This is a genomic window from Candidatus Deferrimicrobiaceae bacterium (assembly GCA_036504035.1).
In the GTDB taxonomy this organism is placed as follows: Bacteria; Desulfobacterota; Deferrimicrobia; order Deferrimicrobiales; family Deferrimicrobiaceae; genus JANXPS01.
Genome location: DASXVV010000013.1, coordinates 106,856 through 125,295, shown reverse-complemented (window position 1 = coordinate 125,295; position 18,440 = coordinate 106,856). Strand labels below are relative to the sequence as shown.

Sequence of the window (18,440 nt, the reverse complement as noted above, 5' to 3'; positions counted from 1 at the left end):
CACGGATCATGGGGATTCTGAACTTGACCCCCGATTCCTTCTCGGACGGCGGCAGGTATGAGGCCCCCGAACAGGCCTTGTCGCACGCCCTGTCGATGATCGCGCAGGGTGCCGACATCGTCGATGTCGGCGGAGAAACCACACGCCCGGGCTCGAATCCCGTCCCCGAGGCCAAGCAGATCGACCGCGTGTGCCCCGTCATCGAATCCATCCGGAAGCGATCCGACGTTTTCATCTCCGTGGACACTACCCGATCAGCCGTCGCCGCCGCCGCGATCGCCGCCGGGGCCGACATCGTCAACGACACCAGCGCACTGGCCGACGACGAGGAGATGGCCGAAGTCGTCTCGCGTTCGGGGGCCGCAATCGTCCTGATGCACCGCCAGGGTATTCCCGCGACCATGCAGCAGGCGCCGCATTACGATGCGTTCTTTCCCGAGCTCTTGACCGGTCTTCGCCGGCGAATCGCCCTGGCTGAGGGGAAGGGCATCCTTGCCGACCAGATCGTGATCGATCCGGGCGTCGGGTTCGGGAAACGGTTCGAGGACAACCTCGAGATCCATCGATCCCTTCACCTCCTGCATTCCCTGTCGAAACCGATCCTCTTCGCCTCGTCCAGAAAATCGTTCCTCGGGGTGGTTTCCGGAGGCCCGCCCGCCGATCGTCTCGCGGCCTCGATCGCCTCGAACGTCATCGCCGCATGGCAGGGCGCCCACATGGTTCGAGTCCACGACGTCAGCGCCACCCGCGAGGCCGTCGCCCTCGTAGCCGCCGTGCGGAAGGGCAGCGCATGCTGAGCCTCATCCCTCAAATCCGGCCTGCGGACATCCTCGACATCCTGCTTGTCGCTTTCATCATCTACTGGATCCTCGTCTTCATCCGCGGGACGCGCGCCGTCCAGATGGTTTCCGGCCTGCTGCTCGTCATGGGGCTCTTCGTCCTGTCCAAGAAGATCGGCATGGTCACGTTCCAATGGATCGTCGGCAATTTCCTCGGGAGCCTGATGGTCATCCTCGTCGTCATCTTTCAGACCGAGATCCGGCGCGGCCTCGCCAAGGTCGGGCAATCCTCCTTCTTCGGCCCGAGAGTGTCGATTCCCACCATCGATTTTCTCGAAGTCTTCGGCAACGGCATCTTTTCTTTGGCCGCGACCCGGACCGGCGCCATCGTATTGTTCGAACGCGAAAACGGCCTGCAGGAATTCGTCGAGAACGGGAAGGCGATCGACGCGACCTACTCCAACGAGCTGCTCGCGGCCATATTTTCCACGGCATCCCCCATCCACGACGGCGCGGTCGTGGTTCGCAACGAGCGGATCGCCGCTGCCGCCGTCATTCTTCCGATCCCGGGTGACACCTCCGATACCCGTGGGATGGGAACGCGCCATCGGGCGTCCTGGGGCATCGCCTCCGAGACCGATACGATCGCGGTCGTCGTCTCCGAAGAGACGGGCAATGTGTCCATCTTCCACGACCGAACGGCGACCCGGGTGAACTCTTCCGTCGAGCTGCGCGACACCCTTCGGGTGCTTTTCGGCAAGAAGGAATCCGCCCGCTGATGTCCCGTATCTCTCATTTCCTTCGGGTATCGCTCCTGAGCAACTTCGCCTTCAAGCTGATCGCGGTCGTCCTGTCGATCGTGCTCTGGTGGTTCATCGCCGGCGAGAACCAGGTCCAGGTCGGGCTGGTCGTCCCGCTCGAGATCCGCAACCTCCCGGCGGGGGCGCTGATCACCAACAAGGTCGAGCGGCAGGTCGAGGTCCGCTTGTCCGGACCGCCTTCCGTCCTCGGCAACCTCAAGCCCGACGACATCTCGGCTTCGATCAACCTGTCGACGATGCGTCCCGGTCGCCGCATCGTAACTCTGGACGAACGCAGCATCCGGGTGCCGCCCGGCCTCCTGTTGACCCGGATTTACCCGACAGCCGTCGAGGTGGTCCTTGAGCGACTGGATCGGCGGCGGCTTCCCGTCGTCCCCCGCATCGTCGTCCCGCCGTCGATCCGTTCCAGGATCTCGCGCATCGAAGTCGACCCCCGGACGGTCGAGGTCGAGGCTCCCCCTGGGGCGTTTGCGCAGGTCGGGTCGCTCTCGACCGAGGAGATCGTCCCCGAAAACGGCAAGGGGCTCTATACGACGATGGCCCGTGTCGAATTGTGGACCGTGCATGCTAAAATCGTCGGTAATCCAGTCGTGCGGGTTCGCATCCATTTCAGGTAGGGGGCCGGATTGAGCAGAAAGCTGTTCGGAACCGACGGCGTCCGCGGCGTCGCGAATACCGATCCCATGACCGTCGAGACCGCGTTGGCGCTCGGCCAGGCCGTCGTACATGTGTTCCGTAATCACACGGGCCGCCACAAGGTGGTCATCGGAAAAGACACGCGGCTGTCCGGCTACATGTTCGAGACGGCGCTCTCGGCCGGCATCTGCGCCATGGGCGGCGACGTCCTACTCGTCGGCCCGCTCCCGACGCCGGGGATCGCCTTCCTGACCCACTCGATGCGGGCGGATGCCGGCGTCGTAATCTCGGCGTCCCATAACCCCTACCAGGACAACGGCATCAAGTTCTTCGGCCGGGACGGCTTCAAGCTGCCCGATGAGCTTGAGGCACGCATCGAAGAGCTGGCCACGGGCGAGATACTCAAGACGCTGCGTCCCCCGTCTCCCCAGATCGGGAAGGCGCAACGGATCGATGACGCCACCGGCCGCTACATCGTGTTCCTCAAGAACACGTTTCCTTCGCATCTTTCCCTCGAAGGATTGCGCATCGCGGTCGACTGCGGCAACGGCGCAGCCTACAAGATCGCCCCCCAGGTGTTCCAGGAGCTGGGGGCCGAAGTGATCCCGATCGGAATCAGCCCCAACGGCACCAACATCAACGAGCTTTGCGGCTCGCTTCATCCCGAGATCGTCTCGTCGAAGGTTCGAGAAGTGCGTGCCGACCTGGGCATCTCCCTCGACGGGGATGCCGACCGGGTGATCGTGGTCGACCGGAACGGGAACGTCATCAACGGTGACCGGATCATGGCCATCTGCGCCAACGAGCTGAAGCGGACGAACCGTCTTAAGAACGATACCGTCGTGGCGACCGTGATGAGCAATATCGGGCTCGAGCTCTACCTGAAAGAGCGCGGCATCCGGCTGGTCCGCACGGCGGTTGGCGACCGCTACGTGGTCGAGGCCATGCGCGCAGGCGGCTTCAACTTCGGCGGAGAGCAATCGGGCCATCTCGTCTTCCTCGACCACGCAACGACCGGCGACGGCGTGCTCGCAGCGTTGCAATTGCTCGCGGTCATGGTCGAGACCGGGCGCCCCCTCGAAGATCTCGGAACCGAGCTGGCGGTGTTTCCCCAGGTGCTGCGGAATGTCCGCCTCGAGCGCCGAGTGCCGATCGAAGAGTTTCCCGGCTTCGTCGCCGCCATGTCCGAATTCGAAAAACAGCTGGGCAACCGGGGCCGGATCGTCGTCCGCTACAGCGGCACCGAACCGCTCCTCCGGATCATGGCCGAGGGCGAAGATCAGAGCCAGGTCGATGCGATCGTCTATGCCCTTGCCGAGAAAGCGGGGAACGAGTTCCAATGACCCGGCCCCCCGAAATCGCCGGGCGCCGCCGTCTCGGCGTCAACATCGACCACATCGCGACGCTGCGCCAGGCCCGCGGAGGACAGTCTCCCGATCCGGTGTTTGCCGCGGGGATCGCCGAGCATCACGGCGCCGACGGCATCACCATCCACCTTCGCGAAGACCGCCGGCACATCCAGGATCGCGATCTCGAGCTTCTCCTCAAGACGGTGCAAACCCGGATCAACCTCGAGATGGCGGCCACCGAGGAAATGATCGGGATCGCCCTCGCGGCCAAACCCTATTCCGCCACTTTGGTCCCCGAGAAACGCAAGGAGCTGACCACGGAAGGGGGCCTCGACGTCGCCCGTCAAAAGGAATCGGTCCGGGCCGGCGTCGCCCGTCTCAAGGCCTCGGGCATCCTCGTCAGTTTGTTCATTGACGCCGACCCGGCGCAGATCGCAGCTTCATCCGACATCGGCGCCGACGCCATCGAGATCCACACGGGCCCGTTCTGCGAAGCGTTCAACCGCAGGCACTACGACCGCGCTCTCGCGACCATGGCCCGGGCCGCGGAAAGCGCCGCCAACCTGGGGCTCAAGGTGTTCGCCGGGCATGGGCTCGATGTCCGAAGCATCGTCCCGGTGCTTGCCATCCCCGAGATCGAAGAGTTCAACATCGGGCACAGCATCATGGCCCGGGCGATCTTCATCGGCCTCGGGCCAGCCGTTCGCGAGATCGCCGATCTCATCCACGGCCGGTAAAGGCACGGCCCCGCATGATCGTCGGAACCGGCATCGACATCGTCGAAATCTCCCGCATTGAGCAATTGCTCGGGCGCTATCCGGAGCGGTTCGTTTCGCGCGTTTTCACCGATGCCGAGGCGCAATACGCCTTTTCCGGCGTGCTCGCCTCCGAGCGTCTCGCCGGACGGTTCGCCGTCAAGGAAGCCGTCATGAAGGCCTTCGGCACCGGCAAATCGCAGGGCATCCTCTGGCGCGACGTCGAGACGATCCGGACGCCCTCCGGCAAGCCCGAGGTGCGATTGCACGGACAGGCATTGAAGTGGCTAGAAAAGATCGGCGCCGACACCATCCACGTGTCGATCACTCACGACGGCGGCCGGGCCGTCGCATTCGTCATCATCGAACGAAAAGGAATCCTTTCATGAAAATCGTCACAGCACACCAGATGGCCGAGCTCGACCGGGTTTCGATCGAGGAATACGGCATCCCCTCGGTCGCGTTGATGGAAAATGCCGGACGGGCTTGCACCGACCGCATCCTGATGGTTTTCGAGGACAAGGGACTCTCTCCCCAGGAGGCGTCGGTCGCCATTGTCTGCGGCCGGGGCAACAACGGAGGGGACGGGTTCGTCATCGCGCGCCACCTGCACAACCGGGGGGCCTACGTCGAGGTTTTTCTTCTCGACGAGGAAGACCGCCTGTCGCCCGACGCGCACCTGCAGATCGAGATTCTCAAGAAGATGGACGTGGAGATCCACATCGTCCGCGATACCGAAGGGGTCGATGACCTTCGTTCCTACCTCGAGGAAGTCCATCTTTGCGTCGACGCGATCCTGGGAACGGGGCTCAAGAACCCGCTAACGGGGCTGATCCGCGAGGTCGTCGAGACGATCAACCTCTCCATGGCCACCGTCTTCGCGGTCGACATCCCATCCGGAATCGACGCCACGACCGGACGTATCCTGGGCGAGGCGATCCGCGCCGACTACACCGGAACCTTCGGCCTCCTCAAGGTCGGCCAGATGCTGCTTCCTGGCTCGATCCATTGCGGCGAGACGGACGTCTACGACATCGGGATCCCCTCGCGCGCCGTATTCGAGGCCGATATCAAGACCGAGGCGCTCGACGAGCGCACGGTCAAGAGCATGCTTTCCATCCGCCCCCCGGATTTCCACAAGGGGGATGCGGGCCGTGTCTATATCCTGGGCGGATCGCCCGGCATGACCGGCGCGCCCTGCCTGGCCGGACGCGCGGCGTTGCGGATGGGCGCCGGGCTCATCACCGTGATCGTCCCCGAATCGCTTCGCCCGATCGTCGAAGCCAAGCTCATGGAAGTCATGTCCATCGGGGTTGCCGACCAGGGGAAGGGGTTCTTCACCTCCGAATCGCTTCCGCAGATCGTCGAGGCGATCTCGCGCGCCGACGTCGCCGTGATCGGCCCGGGGATGGGCACGTTCCCCGGCGCCAAGGCGTTCATGTCCGACCTCATCCCGCTGATCCGCGTCCCCTTCATCATCGACGCGGACGGGCTCAATGCGCTCGAGGGCGACCTCGGCATTCTTCGGACGGCGAAGGCGCCCTGCATCCTGACGCCCCACCCGGGCGAGATGTCGCGCCTGACCGGGGAATCCATCGACGCCATCGAATCCTCCCGTCTCGCCGCCGCCCGTCATCTGGCCGAAGAACAGAACGTCACCGTTATCCTCAAAGGGGCACGCACGGTCATCGCCACGCCGATGGGCGACGTGTTCATCAATACCACCGGCAACCCCTACATGGCATCGGGGGGGATGGGCGACACGCTATCGGGCATGATCGCAGCGCTTGCTTCCCAGGGGCTTTCCCCGAACGACGCCGCTTGCGCGGGCGTCTACCTGCACGGGATGTCCGCCGATATCCTGGTCCGTCGCCATCCGATCTCGCCCGTATCCGCCACGGACGTCATCGAAAACATTTTCGAAGCGCTACAGCACACGCTGGGTGATCCCCAAGAAGAGGAATGACTGTCGTCCTGAATTCCGGGTCGCCCGAAGATACCTTCGAGATCGGGCGATTGCTGGGCGAGACGCTGGCGTCCGGGGATGTCGTCCTCCTGCAAGGCGACCTTGGCGCCGGGAAGACTTTATTCTGCAAGGGAATGGCGCGCGGCCTCGGCATCGATCCCGCGGTCGTCACGAGCCCGACATTCATGATCGTCTCCGAGCACCGAGGACGCCTCGCTTTTCACCATATCGACGCCTATCGGCTGTCCACGCCCGAGGAGGGAATCTCCGCGGGGCTCGAGGACATCATCGGGACCGCGGGGGTGTCCGCCATCGAGTGGCCCGATAATGTGGCGAAGCTGTTGCCAAACGGCTGTTTACGGGTTACATTTCTGGCTTCGGGCGACGCCGGCCGGATCCTGACGCTCGCGTTCCCGAATGCCCCCAGATTCCAGCCATTTTTTGAGCAATGCAAACGCTTTCTCACAGGAGGTTGACCAGGCGATGGCACTGATAGTCCAGAAGTATGGCGGCACGTCGGTCGGAACGATCGAGAAGATCAAGAACGTCGCCAGGCGGGCGGCGCGCTCCCACGACGAAGGGAACCAGGTCGTCGTCGTTGTTTCCGCCATGTCCGGGGAGACCAACCGGCTCCTGGGCCTGGCAGCCCAGCTTTCCGAGATCCCCAACGAGCGGGAACTCGACGTCGTCGCATCCACGGGCGAACAGGTGACGATCGGCCTTCTCGCGATCGCCCTGACCGAGATGGGCTACAAGGCCAGGTCGTTCACCGGCTCCCAGATCCCGATCGAGACCGACTCCGCCTACGTCAAGGCCCGCATCAAGAAAATCGGCCACAAAGCCATCATGGACACGCTCAAGGAAGGCGGCATCGCCGTCGTCGCCGGCTTCCAGGGAATCGACGAGACCGGGTCGATCACGACGCTTGGGCGGGGCGGTTCCGATACCAGTGCGGTCGCGGTCGCCGCGGCACTCAAGGCCGATGTTTGCGAAATCTACACCGACGTCGATGGCGTCTATACGACCGACCCGAACATCTGCGAGGATGCACGCAAGCTCGACAAGATCTCGTTCGAAGAGATGCTCGAGCTGGCCAGTCTCGGCGCCAAGGTGCTCCAGATCCGGTCGGTCGAGTTCGGGATGAAATACGGGGTCCGGATCCACGTCCGGTCCTCGTTCAACGATAATCCGGGTACGATCGTGACCAACGAGGAGGAGATCATGGAAACGGCAGTGGTGTCGGGGGTTGCATTCAGCAAGAACGAAGCGAAGATCACCATCGTCAGGGTGCCCGACAAGCCGGGAATCGCCGCGAAGATCTTCAAGCCGCTCAACGACGCCAACATCGTCGTCGACGTAATCCTCCAGAACGTCTCCGTCACCGGCTTCACCGACATCACCTTTACGGTCGTCCGATCCGACTACAAGAAGGCGATGCAGGTGATCGAGGGCGTCGCAAAAGAGATCGGCGCCGCCGAGGTCGTGGGGGACGACAAGATCGCCAAGGTGTCGATCGTCGGCATGGCGATGCGTTCCCACTCGGGCGTGGCCATGAAGCTCTTCGAGACGCTTTCTTCCGAGGGGATCAACATTCTCGGCATCTCGACCTCCGAGATCAAGATCTCGGTCCTGATCGAAGAGAAATACACAGAGCTCGCGGTCCGTGTCCTGCACGCCGCCTTCGGGTTGGGTGCGGCGAAAGCCTAGAACAGGAAATCTCGGGAAGAATCGGGGGGAATTTCGGATGGCGCCTCAGAAAAAGGTTTACCTCTACGACACGACCCTGCGCGACGGAACGCAGTCCGAGGAAATCTCGCTTTCCGTCGCAGACAAGGTGAATATCGCGGAGCGGCTCGACGAGTTCGGCATTCACTACATCGAAGGCGGCTACCCCGGTTCCAACCCCAAGGACAAGGAATTCTTTGCCCTGGCTCGCAAGATGTCCTGGAAGAACGCCCGGATCTGCTCCTTCGGCATGACGCGCCGCGTCGGCAAGAAATGCGAGGAGGACGCCAACATGAAGGCGCTTCTCGGCGCCGAGACCCCGGTCATCACGCTGGTCGGCAAGACCTGGGACTTCCACGTCACCGAGGCGCTCCGGACGACGCTCGACGAGAACCTGTCGGCCATCCGCGAAACCTGCGAATTCATGAAGAAGCGCGTCGAGCAGGTCTTCTTCGACGCCGAGCACTTTTTCGACGGCTACAAGCGCAACCCCGACTATGCGATCAAGGCGCTGAAGGCCGCCGTGGACGGCGGCGCCGAATGGGTGATCCTTTGCGACACGAACGGCGGGTCGATGCCGTCCGAGATCGCGAAGATCGTCAAGGAAGTGAAGAAGTCCGTCTCCGTCCCGCTGGGGATCCACACCCACAACGATTCCGAGCTCGCCGTTGCCAACTCCCTCATCGCGGTCGAAAACGGCGTGACCCAGGTCCAGGGAACGATGAACGGCTACGGCGAGCGGTGCGGCAACGCCAATCTCTGCTCCATCCTGCCCAGCCTCCAGATCAAGATGGGTTACGCGGTCGTGCAACCCGAGCAGATGAAGAAGCTCTATGACCTTTCCCACTACGTCGCTGAGATCGCGAACGTCAGCCACGCCATCCGGCAGCCGTTCGTCGGGGAAGCCTCCTTCGCGCACAAGGGGGGAATGCACGTATCGGCGGTGCAGCGCAACCCCGGGACCTACGAACACATCGATCCCTCCCTCGTCGGAAATCACCGACGCGTGCTCATCTCCGACCTTTCCGGCCGCAGCAACATCCTTTCCAAGGTCCAGGAAAAGGGGCTCCACTTCAAGGCGAACGATCCGGCGACCGAAAAGGTCCTCGAGCAGATCAAGGAACTCGAGCATGCCGGTTACCAGTTCGAGGCAGCCGAGGCTTCATTCGAGCTGCTCGTGCGCAAGGCCATGGGCGAGTACGAGCCGTATTTCGAACTCAAGGCCTTCCGGGTCATCGACGAAAAACGGTCCGAGGGCGAGACGCCGATCGCGGAGGCGACCATCATGGTCGTCGTCGACGGCAAGGAAGAGCACACCGCCGCCATGGGCAACGGTCCCGTCAACGCCATGGATCATGCCCTTCGCAAGGCGCTCGAGAAGTTCTACCCCGAACTGTCCGAGGTCAAGCTGCTCGACTACAAGGTCCGCGTCATCAGCGTCGGCGGAACCGGCTCCTCGGTACGCGTCTTGATACAGTCCGGCGACAAGGATGCGGTCTGGGGGACGGTCGGCGTGTCGCACAACATCATCGAGGCTTCCTGGCAAGCGCTCGGCGACAGCATCCGCTACAAGCTCTGGAGGTCGCGACATGCGGGAGAGGGCGCTGCGAACAAACCGTGACGCCGCCCGCCCGAGGGCGGTGCTTTTCCTTTCCCTGATCGTTTTGCTCTACAATCTTGCCGCCTTCGCGCGGCAAGATTTTTTTTTTTTAGGGTCGGCCCCTTTCGCCACCACACAGGCGGCCCCGGATAGATCGGGAGCATCGGACGCGGGCGTCGGAACCGGAGCGCAGGGTGCGAAGAAAGGCCCGTTGTCGATTCGCCAGAAATTTCTCCTCGGGATCCGCGTCAACATCAACAAGGGTTCATGGCAGCAGATTTCGGAGCTTCCGGGCCTTTCCGACAAGGTCGCCAAGGCCGTCGTCGAGGAGCGGAGCCGCGTCGGGCGCTTCCACTTGCCGGACGATCTGCTGGCGGTCCGGGGCATCAAGGAGAAACGGCTTCAGAAAATCCTTCCCTTCCTGGCCGGATTCGATAATAATTGACAAGTATGATCATGTATTAGGACCGATCACGGGAGGGGCGCAAACCATGTTCCAGACGATCCGGAACGACATCAAGGTCGTATTCGAGCGGGACCCTGCCGCGCAAAGCTTTCTCGAGATTTTATTCTGTTATCCCGGCTTCCACATCCTGCGCTTCCACCGGCTCGCCCATTGGTTCTGGGGCCACGGATTCCGTCTCTCCGCCCGTTTCATCTCCCACCTCGGGAGGGCGTTTACCGGGATCGAGATCCATCCCGGGGCCACCATCGGGGAGGGATTCTTCATCGACCACGGCATGGGCGTGGTCATCGGCGAGACCGCCGAGATCGGGAACAACGTCACCCTCTACCATGGCGTCACGCTGGGCGGGACGAGCTGGAACAAGGGCAAGCGGCATCCCACACTCGAGGACAACGTGATCGTCGGGGCGAACGCCGCCATCCTCGGGAATATCCGCATCGGCCAGAACTCGAAGGTCGGTTCCGGCTCGATCGTCAACCGGTCGGTCCCCCCGAACTCGACCGTGGTCGGCAACCCCGGCCGCGTCGTCCAGCGGGAAGGCAACGTCTATCAGGACCCGACCGGCGTCGCCGGCACGCCGGATCCCGAAGGCAAGGCGATGAAATGCCTGACCGAGCAGCTCATGGCGCTCGAGAAACGGGTCGACGCGATGGGAGCCGAGCGCGAGGGAAAGTCGGCGTGAAGATCACGACCAAGGGCCGCTACGCGGTCATGGCGCTGGTCGGACTCGCCGCCGCCTCCAAGGGACATCCCGTGCCGCTCAAGGAGATCGCCGACCAGGAGGGGATTCCGATCGCTTACCTCCAGCAGCTGTTCGTCAAGCTGCGGAAGCGCAATCTCGTCCGGAGCGTCCGCGGGCCCGGAGGCGGCTTCATCCTCGCACGCCCCCCGTCCGAGATCTCGATCGGCGACGTCATCCGGACCGCCGAAGGGAAAGGACAGGCGATCGGCTGCCGGAAGACCGGCCGAAGCTGCGGCATGATCGGAAGATGCAAGACACAGGGAATGTGGGAGGCGCTCGAGGACCGCATCTGCGAGTTCCTCGACTCGATATCCGTTAACGATCTCTTCCCCGACAAGGCGGGAGAGCAGGCCAGGGAGGTCACAACTTGAAGCGTGTCTATTTCGATCACAACGCCACGACCCCGATGCATCCCGAGGTCGCCAGGGCCGTCAGCGCCTATCTTTGCGAGCTGTTCGGGAACCCGTCGAGCATCCATTGGGCCGGCCGGGAAGTGCGGAAGGCGGTCGAGGAGGCCCGCGAAACGACGGCCGCATTCTTCAACTGCCCGCCGCGGGACGTGATCTTCACGAGCTCCGGAACCGAGGGAGACAACCTCGCAATCAAGGGAATCGCCTGGCGACCGGAAAACGCGGGCAAGCATATCGTGACCTCCGCCGTCGAGCACCCCGCGATCCTGAACACCTGCCGGTTCCTTGAGCGCCAGGGGTATCGCGTCACATATGTCCCGGTCAACCGGCAGGGCATCGTCGAAGCCGAGTCCGTCCGGTCCGCGCTCACCCCCGACACGATTCTCGTCTCCATCATGTACGCCAACAACGAGACCGGCGCCATCAACCCGATCCCCGAGATCGGGACTTTCGTGCGGGAAGCCGGAATCCTGATGCACACCGACGCGGTCCAGGCCACCGGCAAGATCCCGATCGACCTGTCGACCCTCCCCGTCGACCTGCTGACCTTCTCGGGCCACAAGATCAACGCCCTGAAAGGGGCAGGGGGCCTTATCGTCCGCAAGGGAATCGAATTCGAACGGCTCATCCACGGCGGCCATCAGGAACAGGGGAGGCGAGGGGGAACCGAGAACGTCGTCGGCATCGTCGCGCTCGGGAAGGCGTTCGAGATCCTGCGCCACGAGATGAAGACCGAGATCGATTCGGTTCGCGCGCTGCGCGATCGTCTCGAGCAGTCGTTGTTCGCCCGGATTCCCGAGATCGTCCTCAACGGGCCGGATCACGCCCTCCGGCTTCCCAACACGCTCAACATCTCGTTCCGCTTCGTCGAAGGCGAGGCGCTCCTGCTCAACCTCGATATGGCGGGCATCGCCTGCTCTTCCGGATCGGCCTGCTCTTCTGGATCGCTCGAGGCCTCTCCCGTCCTGGCAGCCATGGGCGTCGATCCGACCGATGCGCAAGGCGCCCTGCGCTTCAGCCTCGGCCACGGCAACACGGCCGAGGAAGTCGATTACGCGGTCGAATCGCTCGTCTCCGTGGTCGAGAAGCTTCGTGCGATGTCGCCCATCTGGAAGCCCCCGACACCATGACCCGGGGGCGCGTCCTCGCGGCGATGAGCGGCGGGGTCGATTCCTCGGTCGCAGCCATGTTGCTCAAGCGCGAGGGATGGGACGTCGTCGGCGTGACGATGGACCTGTTCGGCGGAGGGACAGCCCCGGAAGGAAAGTGCTGTTCCTACGACGACCGGCAGGATGCGCGACGGGTATGCGACGCCCTCGGGATTCCTTTCTACGTACTGAACATGAAGGATGCCTTCCGCGAGATGGTCGTCGATCCGTTCATCCGGGAATATGCCTCCGGCCGAACGCCGAACCCGTGCACCCTCTGCAACGAGCGGCTCAAGTTCGGGGCGCTCATGCGGAAGGCCGACGAGCTCGGCGCCGAAATGATCGCCACCGGCCATTACGCGATCATCCGCCGCGGCCCAGGTCCGCGATGCCGGCTGCTGGCCTCTTCCGACGCACGGAAGGACCAGTCCTATTTTTTGTTCTCCCTCGACGAACAGCGCCTTTCGCGAATACTTTTTCCCGTCGGGGAGCTCGCGAAGACGCAGGTTCGCGCGCTTGCGGCCGAAGCCGGGCTTCCAATTTCCGAAAAAGCCGAAAGCCAGGATATCTGTTTCGTTCCCGACGGCGATTACGGCGCTTTCCTGGCCCGGAACGGCATCGAGGCGCCGGAGGGCGACTTCGTCGACACGCACGGGAAAGTTCTCGGCCGCCATCGTGGCGTGACCCGTTACACGGTCGGACAACGAAAAGGGCTGGGCGTTTCCGCCCCCGAACCGCTTTTCGTGGTGCGAATCGACGGGCTGCGCAACCGGGTCGTCCTGGGGAAAGCTTCCGAAAGCAGTTCGACGACGACGCGCGTCGATTCAGCGTCCTTCGTGGCCGGTGACCCGCCCGCAGCCGAATTCAGGGCTCTCGCCCGGATCCGGTACCGGCACCCGGGCGTTTTGTCCACGGTTAGCGTCCTGGAGGCAGGCCGCAGCCTTTCCGTCCGGTTCGACGAACCGCAACGCGGCGTCGCTCCCGGGCAGGCGCTCGTTTTGTACGACGGAGACGAAGTCGTCGGAGGAGGGTGGATCGCATGCGCAAGCGACTGACCGTCCTGACCGTCGGCTGCAAGTCCAGCTTTGCCGACTCGGCGACTCTCCTGCGGCAGGCGTCCGAATCCGGGTTCGAGGTCGTTCCGGACGACCAGCCGGCCGACGTCGTCTTCATCAGCGGGTGCACCGTGACCCATCGGGCTGACCGGGACAACCGTGCGCTCGCCCGTCGGGCGCGCCGGAAGAATCCCCATGCCGTCCTCGTCATGACCGGCTGCTTCCCCGCAACCGCGTCAAGTGAGACGCGCGAAGGGCTTCCCGAGATCGACCACTGGCTGCCCACGGGCGGCGACGGGGCGCTTCCCCTGCTCCGCCTGCTTTCGTCCGGTTTCGAGCCCGGCGAAGCCATCTCCGATTACCGGGCCGACCGGATTCTCGGGCACAAGCGAACCTTCCTCAAGATCCAGGACGGGTGCGACAGCCGGTGCGCTTACTGCGTCGTCCCGCTGGCCCGTGGAGGACACAGGTCCTTTCCCGCCGATGAGATCGTCGACGGGGCCATCGCTTCCGAAAAAGACGGCGCGACCGAGTTCCTGCTCACCGGGATCCATATCGGGCGATACGGCAGCGATCGGAACGAACCGGATGGCCTTGCCGACTTGACCCGGCGCCTCCTGGAAAAGACCTTTCGGCCCCGAATCCGCCTTGGCTCGATCGAACCGCTCGAAATTTCGCCGGCGCTCCTTTCCCTTTTTCAGGCGACCGACCGGCTATGCCCGCATCTGCACATCCCCCTGCAGAGCGGCTCCGACCGGGTTTTGGAAAGGATGCGAAGGCCTTACAGCGCAGGGCAGTTCGCCGAAGCCGTCGCGAGAGTCCGGGAGACCGCACCCCTTGCCCGGATCGGTGCGGACGTCATGGCGGGGTTCCCCGGCGAAACCGAAGAAGATTTCGCGGAAACCACCTCCCTGGTCGAGCGTGCGGGCATCGACTATCTGCACGTTTTCCCGTATTCTGCGCGTCCGGGAACCGAGAGCAGCCGGTGGCCGGACGATGTTTCCGAAGCCTCGAAAAAGGACAGGGTGTCCCAACTGAACCGGATCGACGTAAAAATCAGGGAGCGATTCCTGTCCCGGCAGATCGGCAGGACGCTGACCGTGCTCGTTCAAAGAACCCATCCTGACTCGGGCATGGTCTCCGGCATCAGCGAATACGGGGTGGATGTCCGGCTGCCCGGGGAGGACGATTCGCTCTGCCGGATGGTCCCTGTTTTGATCGAATCCGCAGCCGGAGGATGGCTACTTGGGCGGCCCGGAGTTCCCATTGCGTGACCTTGAAGGGGAAATAGGGTATTCTTTCAAGTCGAGACCGCTTCTCGTGCAGGCGCTCCGGCATGCGTCGTCACTCTCGCCCGATTCCGCCTCCATGTCCTATCAACGGCTCGAGTTCCTCGGAGATTCCGTGCTTAACCTCTGCGTCGCCGAAGAGGTCTACGCGCTTTTCCCGGAAGCAGGCGAGGGCGAATTGACACGCGCCCGCTCCTCGCTCATCAACAACCGGAACCTGTATGAGCTTGGCGTGCGCATCGGCCTTCCCGAAACCATGCAGATCGATCGTTCGGTCCGCTCCAAAGGGGGCGGGGTCACGCCGAAGATGGTCGCCGACGTCGTCGAAGCCATCACGGGTGCCATCTATCTTGACGGCGGATTCCTTGCCGCAAGAACTTTTGTCCGGGACCACCTGCTGGCCGATACCGCCATCATCGACGTGGCCGCGCGCTTCGACGCCAAGACCAGACTCCAGGAATGGTGCCAGAAGGAGCGGCTGCCGCTTCCCGAATACATGCCGGTCAGCGAATCCGGGCCACCGCACGCCCGGGTATTCCGCATCGCGGTCACCGCAGGGGGCATGCGCGCCGAAAGCAACGGATCTTCCAAGAAGGAAGCAGAGATGAACGCGGCGGCCGAACTGCTGGCCCGCCTCGAAAAGAAAGAGGGCAAATAGAACATGACCACCGGTAAAATCTCCGGGTTCGTGGCGCTGCTCGGGCGCCCCAACGTCGGAAAATCCACACTGCTGAACCGAATCCTCGGGGCTCGGATCGCGATCGTGACCCCCAAGCCGCAAACCACGCGCGACCGCGTCGCCGGTATCCACACCGAGGACCGGGGGCAGATCATCTTTCTCGACAGCCCGGGAATCCACAAGCCGAAGAAGGCGCTCAACGCCTACATGGTTCGCACCGCCGAACGGATCGCCGTCGAGTCCGACATTGTCCTCCACCTCGTCGACGAAAGGTCCCCGAGGGAAGGCGAGGAAGAGACGATGGTCCGCGGGATCATCGAAAACGTCACCGTTCCGAAGATGCTCATCCTCAACAAGTGCGACAAGATGCCCGAGGAAATGATTCTCCGGCGACTCCAGGAAGCCATGGACAGCGGGATCTACAAAGAGGTGTTTCCCGTCTCCGCCAAGTCGGGGCGGGGCGTCAAGCAGCTCCTCGACACGCTCTTCACCCGACTTCCCGAGGGGCCGGCCTATTATTCGGAGGACGACCTGACCGACCTGCCGATGCGTTTCATCGCCAAGGAGATCATCCGGGAAAAGCTGTTCCACAAGCTGTCGAACGAGCTGCCGTACAGCATCGCGGTCACCATCGAAGAATACAAGGAAGACACGCCCAACGGCATCATCCGGATCCGTGCCGAGATCTGCGTCGAGCGCGAATCCCAGAAGGGGATCGTGATCGGGAAAAAGGGCGCCATGCTGAAAGACATCGGGACGGCAGCCCGCATCGAGCTCGAGCAGGAAACCGGCGAGAAGGTCTTCCTCGAGCTGTTCGTCAAGGTCGAAAGGGACTGGACCCGCAGCGAAACCCACATGGAGCGTCTCGGATATGTCTGATACCCATTTCACGGTCGCGCTGGTCGGACGCCCCAACGTCGGGAAGTCCACGCTGTTCAACAAGATCACGGGCAAACGGCGCGCGATCACCTTCGACGAGCCCGGCGTCACCCGCGACCTGGTCGCGCTCCCGGTCGAATATTTCGGAAAGAAGTTCGACCTGGTCGATACCGGGGGCTTCATGATCGGTGGCGATGAGGAAGATCTCCTTCCCAAGATTCGCGGGCAGGTACTCCGGGCGATCTTCGAATCCGACATGGTCCTCTTCTTGGTCGACGCGCGCGACGGCCTCCAGCCGCTCGACCGCGAGATCGCCAAGATGCTGCGCGAACGGGGCAAGTCCTTCTTCCTCGTCGCCAACAAGGTCGACACCAAGGTAGGGGCTGCGGGTTTCCGCGAGTTCCACGAGATCGGCGTCGACAAGGTGTTCACCGTCTCGGCCGAGCACGGCATCGGCGTCGACGACCTGCTGGACGCCATCGCGACGCTGGTCCCCGAGCACTCGACATCCGCCAGTGATGTCGACGATCTCGTCCCCCGCATCGCCGTGGTCGGCCGTCCCAACGTCGGCAAGTCCACATTGATCAATGCACTGGCAGGTTCCGAACAGGTCATTGCGTCCGAGATTCCCGGGACCACGCGGGACGCCATCGACGTCTCGGTCGAGTTCGGGGGAAATAAGTTCGTCTTCATCGACACGGCCGGAATCCGGGCCAAGCGAAAGACCGATTCCGTCCTCGAGAAGTTCTCGATCATCAAGAGCCTCGAGTCGATCAAGCGCTGCGACCTCGCGGTTCTCATGATCGACGGGCCGGAGGCCATGTCTCATCAGGACCGCCAGGTGCTTCGTTACGTGCTCGACGAAGACCGGGCCGTCGTGATCGCCGCCAACAAGAGCGACATGTGGCCGACCGAGGAAGCACGCAAGGCAGGGATGAAGAAGATCCAGGAGGGGCTCGAATACGCCACCTTCGCTTCCATCGTCCCCATTTCCGCGCAGAACAAGAAGGGGATGGGAAACCTTTTCCGTCAGATCGCCCTCGGGGCCGAAAACTTTTCCCGCCGGGTCCCGACCGGCCTGCTCAACCGGATGGCGCAGACCTTCCTCTATACCGTCCCGATCCCGTCGAAGCAGGGTCGGAACCGCGCCTTCTACATTACGCAGGTCAGCACCAAGCCGCCGACGTTCGCGGTCTTCGTCAAGAACCGGAAGGGAGTCCCCGAATCGTTCACGCGGTATCTCCTGAACCAGATCCGCGAGCGGTTCGGCTTCGAGGGCTCACCGGTCCGCATCGTCTACAAGGAACGATGAAGGATCTCCCGAAGCGCCTCCTGAAGGCGACATGGAAAGGTACCGGCCATTTCCTCTCCAGCAACGGGATGGTCTACAGCGCCGCGATTGCGTTCAACCTTCTTCTCTCCGCGATCCCGATCCTGTTCCTCGTATTTGCGGCCACGGCGGTCGTCATCGGCAAGAACGAGCTTCCCTTCGAGCAGCTGACCTCCCTTCTGCGCGATGCGTTCCCCTACGGCGCCCAGGTGCTCATCCCAAACCTGCGGCAGATGCTCCAGTCGAGCGCCACGTTCGGGTTCGTGGGGACCGTGCTGCTCTTTTTTACGTCGTTTTCGGCCACCGACGCCGTCCACAAGTCGCTTTCGGTCATGCTCGACACCCAAGACGACAAGCACCTCGGCCGCAGCGCCCTGTTTCACCTCGGGCTCGTGCTGACGCTCACCGTGCTCGCAGGGGCGGCCATCGTCATTCCGCCACTCTGGCGCGGGGTGGCGTTCCTCACGAGCCGGCTGCCCGAACAGCTCGACCCGCTCATCCTGCTGATCCACACGCTGTTTTCCATGCTCATCCTGCCGGTGTTGATCTTCTGCGGGGGCTTTCTCAGCTACCGGTTCCTGTCTCCCAAAGGCGTCCGCATCCGGAATGCGGTCGTCGGAAGCGTCCTGTTCACCGTGCTTGCGGTTCTGATCAAGTGGGGATTCGTCTACTACGTGACCAAGCTTTCCAAGATGAGCATTATTTACGGTTCCTTGTTCAGCATCGTCAGTTTTATAATGGTGGCATACCTTTTTGCCGCCGCCTACCTGCTCAGCGCCAGCATCATCGGGGTTCTCGAAAAGGACTAGAG

Annotated in this window: 20 protein-coding genes; all 20 read left to right on the top strand. The window is 63.0% G+C overall.

Annotated features, from left to right (window positions below; all coding sequences use genetic code 11):
* The first annotated feature begins 8 nt into the window (after positions 1–8).
* Positions 9–797 (top strand): dihydropteroate synthase, encoded by a 789-nt coding sequence (gene folP / locus VGK27_11690; GenBank protein HEY3490765.1) that lies wholly within the window; start codon positions 9–11, stop codon positions 795–797.
* Positions 791–1,558, top strand: coding sequence for a diadenylate cyclase CdaA (cdaA, locus tag VGK27_11685; protein ID HEY3490764.1), 768 nt, complete (start codon positions 791–793; stop codon positions 1,556–1,558). Before folP ends, cdaA begins: the two co-directional genes overlap by 7 nt.
* Positions 1,558–2,217: a CdaR family protein gene (locus tag VGK27_11680; protein HEY3490763.1), complete on the top strand. Its 660-nt coding sequence runs from the start codon at positions 1,558–1,560 to the stop codon at positions 2,215–2,217. The genes cdaA and VGK27_11680 overlap by 1 nt, the downstream gene beginning before the upstream one ends.
* 9 nt (positions 2,218–2,226) lie before the next feature.
* The gene (gene glmM / locus VGK27_11675; GenBank protein ID HEY3490762.1) at positions 2,227–3,579 is read left to right on the top strand and encodes a phosphoglucosamine mutase; all 1,353 of its coding nucleotides are present in this window, start codon (positions 2,227–2,229) and stop codon (positions 3,577–3,579) included.
* Positions 3,576–4,322 (top strand): pyridoxine 5'-phosphate synthase, encoded by a 747-nt coding sequence (locus VGK27_11670; GenBank protein ID HEY3490761.1) that lies wholly within the window; start codon positions 3,576–3,578, stop codon positions 4,320–4,322. Before glmM ends, VGK27_11670 begins: the two co-directional genes overlap by 4 nt.
* Positions 4,323–4,336: 14 nt before the next feature.
* Positions 4,337–4,729: a holo-ACP synthase gene (locus tag VGK27_11665; GenBank protein HEY3490760.1), complete on the top strand. Its 393-nt coding sequence runs from the start codon at positions 4,337–4,339 to the stop codon at positions 4,727–4,729.
* Positions 4,726–6,306: an NAD(P)H-hydrate dehydratase gene (locus VGK27_11660; GenBank protein ID HEY3490759.1), complete on the top strand. Its 1,581-nt coding sequence runs from the start codon at positions 4,726–4,728 to the stop codon at positions 6,304–6,306. Before VGK27_11665 ends, VGK27_11660 begins: the two co-directional genes overlap by 4 nt.
* Positions 6,303–6,782 carry a tRNA (adenosine(37)-N6)-threonylcarbamoyltransferase complex ATPase subunit type 1 TsaE gene (tsaE, locus tag VGK27_11655; GenBank protein HEY3490758.1) on the top strand — a complete coding sequence of 160 codons (480 nt, stop codon included), beginning with the start codon at positions 6,303–6,305 and terminating at the stop codon, positions 6,780–6,782. The genes VGK27_11660 and tsaE overlap by 4 nt, the downstream gene beginning before the upstream one ends.
* A gap of 7 nt (positions 6,783–6,789) precedes the next feature.
* Positions 6,790–8,013, top strand: coding sequence for an aspartate kinase (locus VGK27_11650; GenBank protein ID HEY3490757.1), 1,224 nt, complete (start codon positions 6,790–6,792; stop codon positions 8,011–8,013).
* Between the two features lie 37 nt (positions 8,014–8,050).
* A complete protein-coding gene (gene cimA / locus VGK27_11645; GenBank protein HEY3490756.1) occupies positions 8,051–9,652 on the top strand; it encodes a citramalate synthase in 1,602 nt (533 codons plus the stop codon).
* Between the two features lie 190 nt (positions 9,653–9,842).
* Entirely contained in the window at positions 9,843–10,076 is a 234-nt protein-coding gene (locus VGK27_11640; GenBank protein ID HEY3490755.1) for a helix-hairpin-helix domain-containing protein, read from the top strand.
* 46 nt (positions 10,077–10,122) lie between these two features.
* The gene (gene cysE / locus VGK27_11635) at positions 10,123–10,779 is read left to right on the top strand and encodes a serine O-acetyltransferase (protein HEY3490754.1); all 657 of its coding nucleotides are present in this window, start codon (positions 10,123–10,125) and stop codon (positions 10,777–10,779) included.
* Entirely contained in the window at positions 10,776–11,210 is a 435-nt protein-coding gene (locus VGK27_11630; protein HEY3490753.1) for an Rrf2 family transcriptional regulator, read from the top strand. Before cysE ends, VGK27_11630 begins: the two co-directional genes overlap by 4 nt.
* Entirely contained in the window at positions 11,207–12,379 is a 1,173-nt protein-coding gene (locus tag VGK27_11625) for a cysteine desulfurase family protein (GenBank protein ID HEY3490752.1), read from the top strand. The genes VGK27_11630 and VGK27_11625 overlap by 4 nt, the downstream gene beginning before the upstream one ends.
* Positions 12,376–13,452, top strand: a complete 1,077-nt coding sequence (mnmA, locus tag VGK27_11620; GenBank protein HEY3490751.1) for a tRNA 2-thiouridine(34) synthase MnmA — start codon at positions 12,376–12,378, stop codon at positions 13,450–13,452. Before VGK27_11625 ends, mnmA begins: the two co-directional genes overlap by 4 nt.
* Complete coding sequence (locus VGK27_11615) at positions 13,437–14,726, top strand: MiaB/RimO family radical SAM methylthiotransferase (GenBank protein ID HEY3490750.1); 1,290 nt, start codon at positions 13,437–13,439, stop codon at positions 14,724–14,726. Before mnmA ends, VGK27_11615 begins: the two co-directional genes overlap by 16 nt.
* The gene (gene rnc / locus VGK27_11610; GenBank protein ID HEY3490749.1) at positions 14,719–15,399 is read left to right on the top strand and encodes a ribonuclease III; all 681 of its coding nucleotides are present in this window, start codon (positions 14,719–14,721) and stop codon (positions 15,397–15,399) included. Before VGK27_11615 ends, rnc begins: the two co-directional genes overlap by 8 nt.
* A gap of 3 nt (positions 15,400–15,402) precedes the next feature.
* Positions 15,403–16,299, top strand: a complete 897-nt coding sequence (gene era / locus VGK27_11605) for a GTPase Era (GenBank protein HEY3490748.1) — start codon at positions 15,403–15,405, stop codon at positions 16,297–16,299.
* Positions 16,292–17,611, top strand: coding sequence for a ribosome biogenesis GTPase Der (gene der / locus VGK27_11600; protein ID HEY3490747.1), 1,320 nt, complete (start codon positions 16,292–16,294; stop codon positions 17,609–17,611). The genes era and der overlap by 8 nt, the downstream gene beginning before the upstream one ends.
* Positions 17,608–18,438 carry a YihY/virulence factor BrkB family protein gene (locus tag VGK27_11595; GenBank protein HEY3490746.1) on the top strand — a complete coding sequence of 277 codons (831 nt, stop codon included), beginning with the start codon at positions 17,608–17,610 and terminating at the stop codon, positions 18,436–18,438. Before der ends, VGK27_11595 begins: the two co-directional genes overlap by 4 nt.
* Positions 18,439–18,440: the final 2 nt, after the last annotated feature.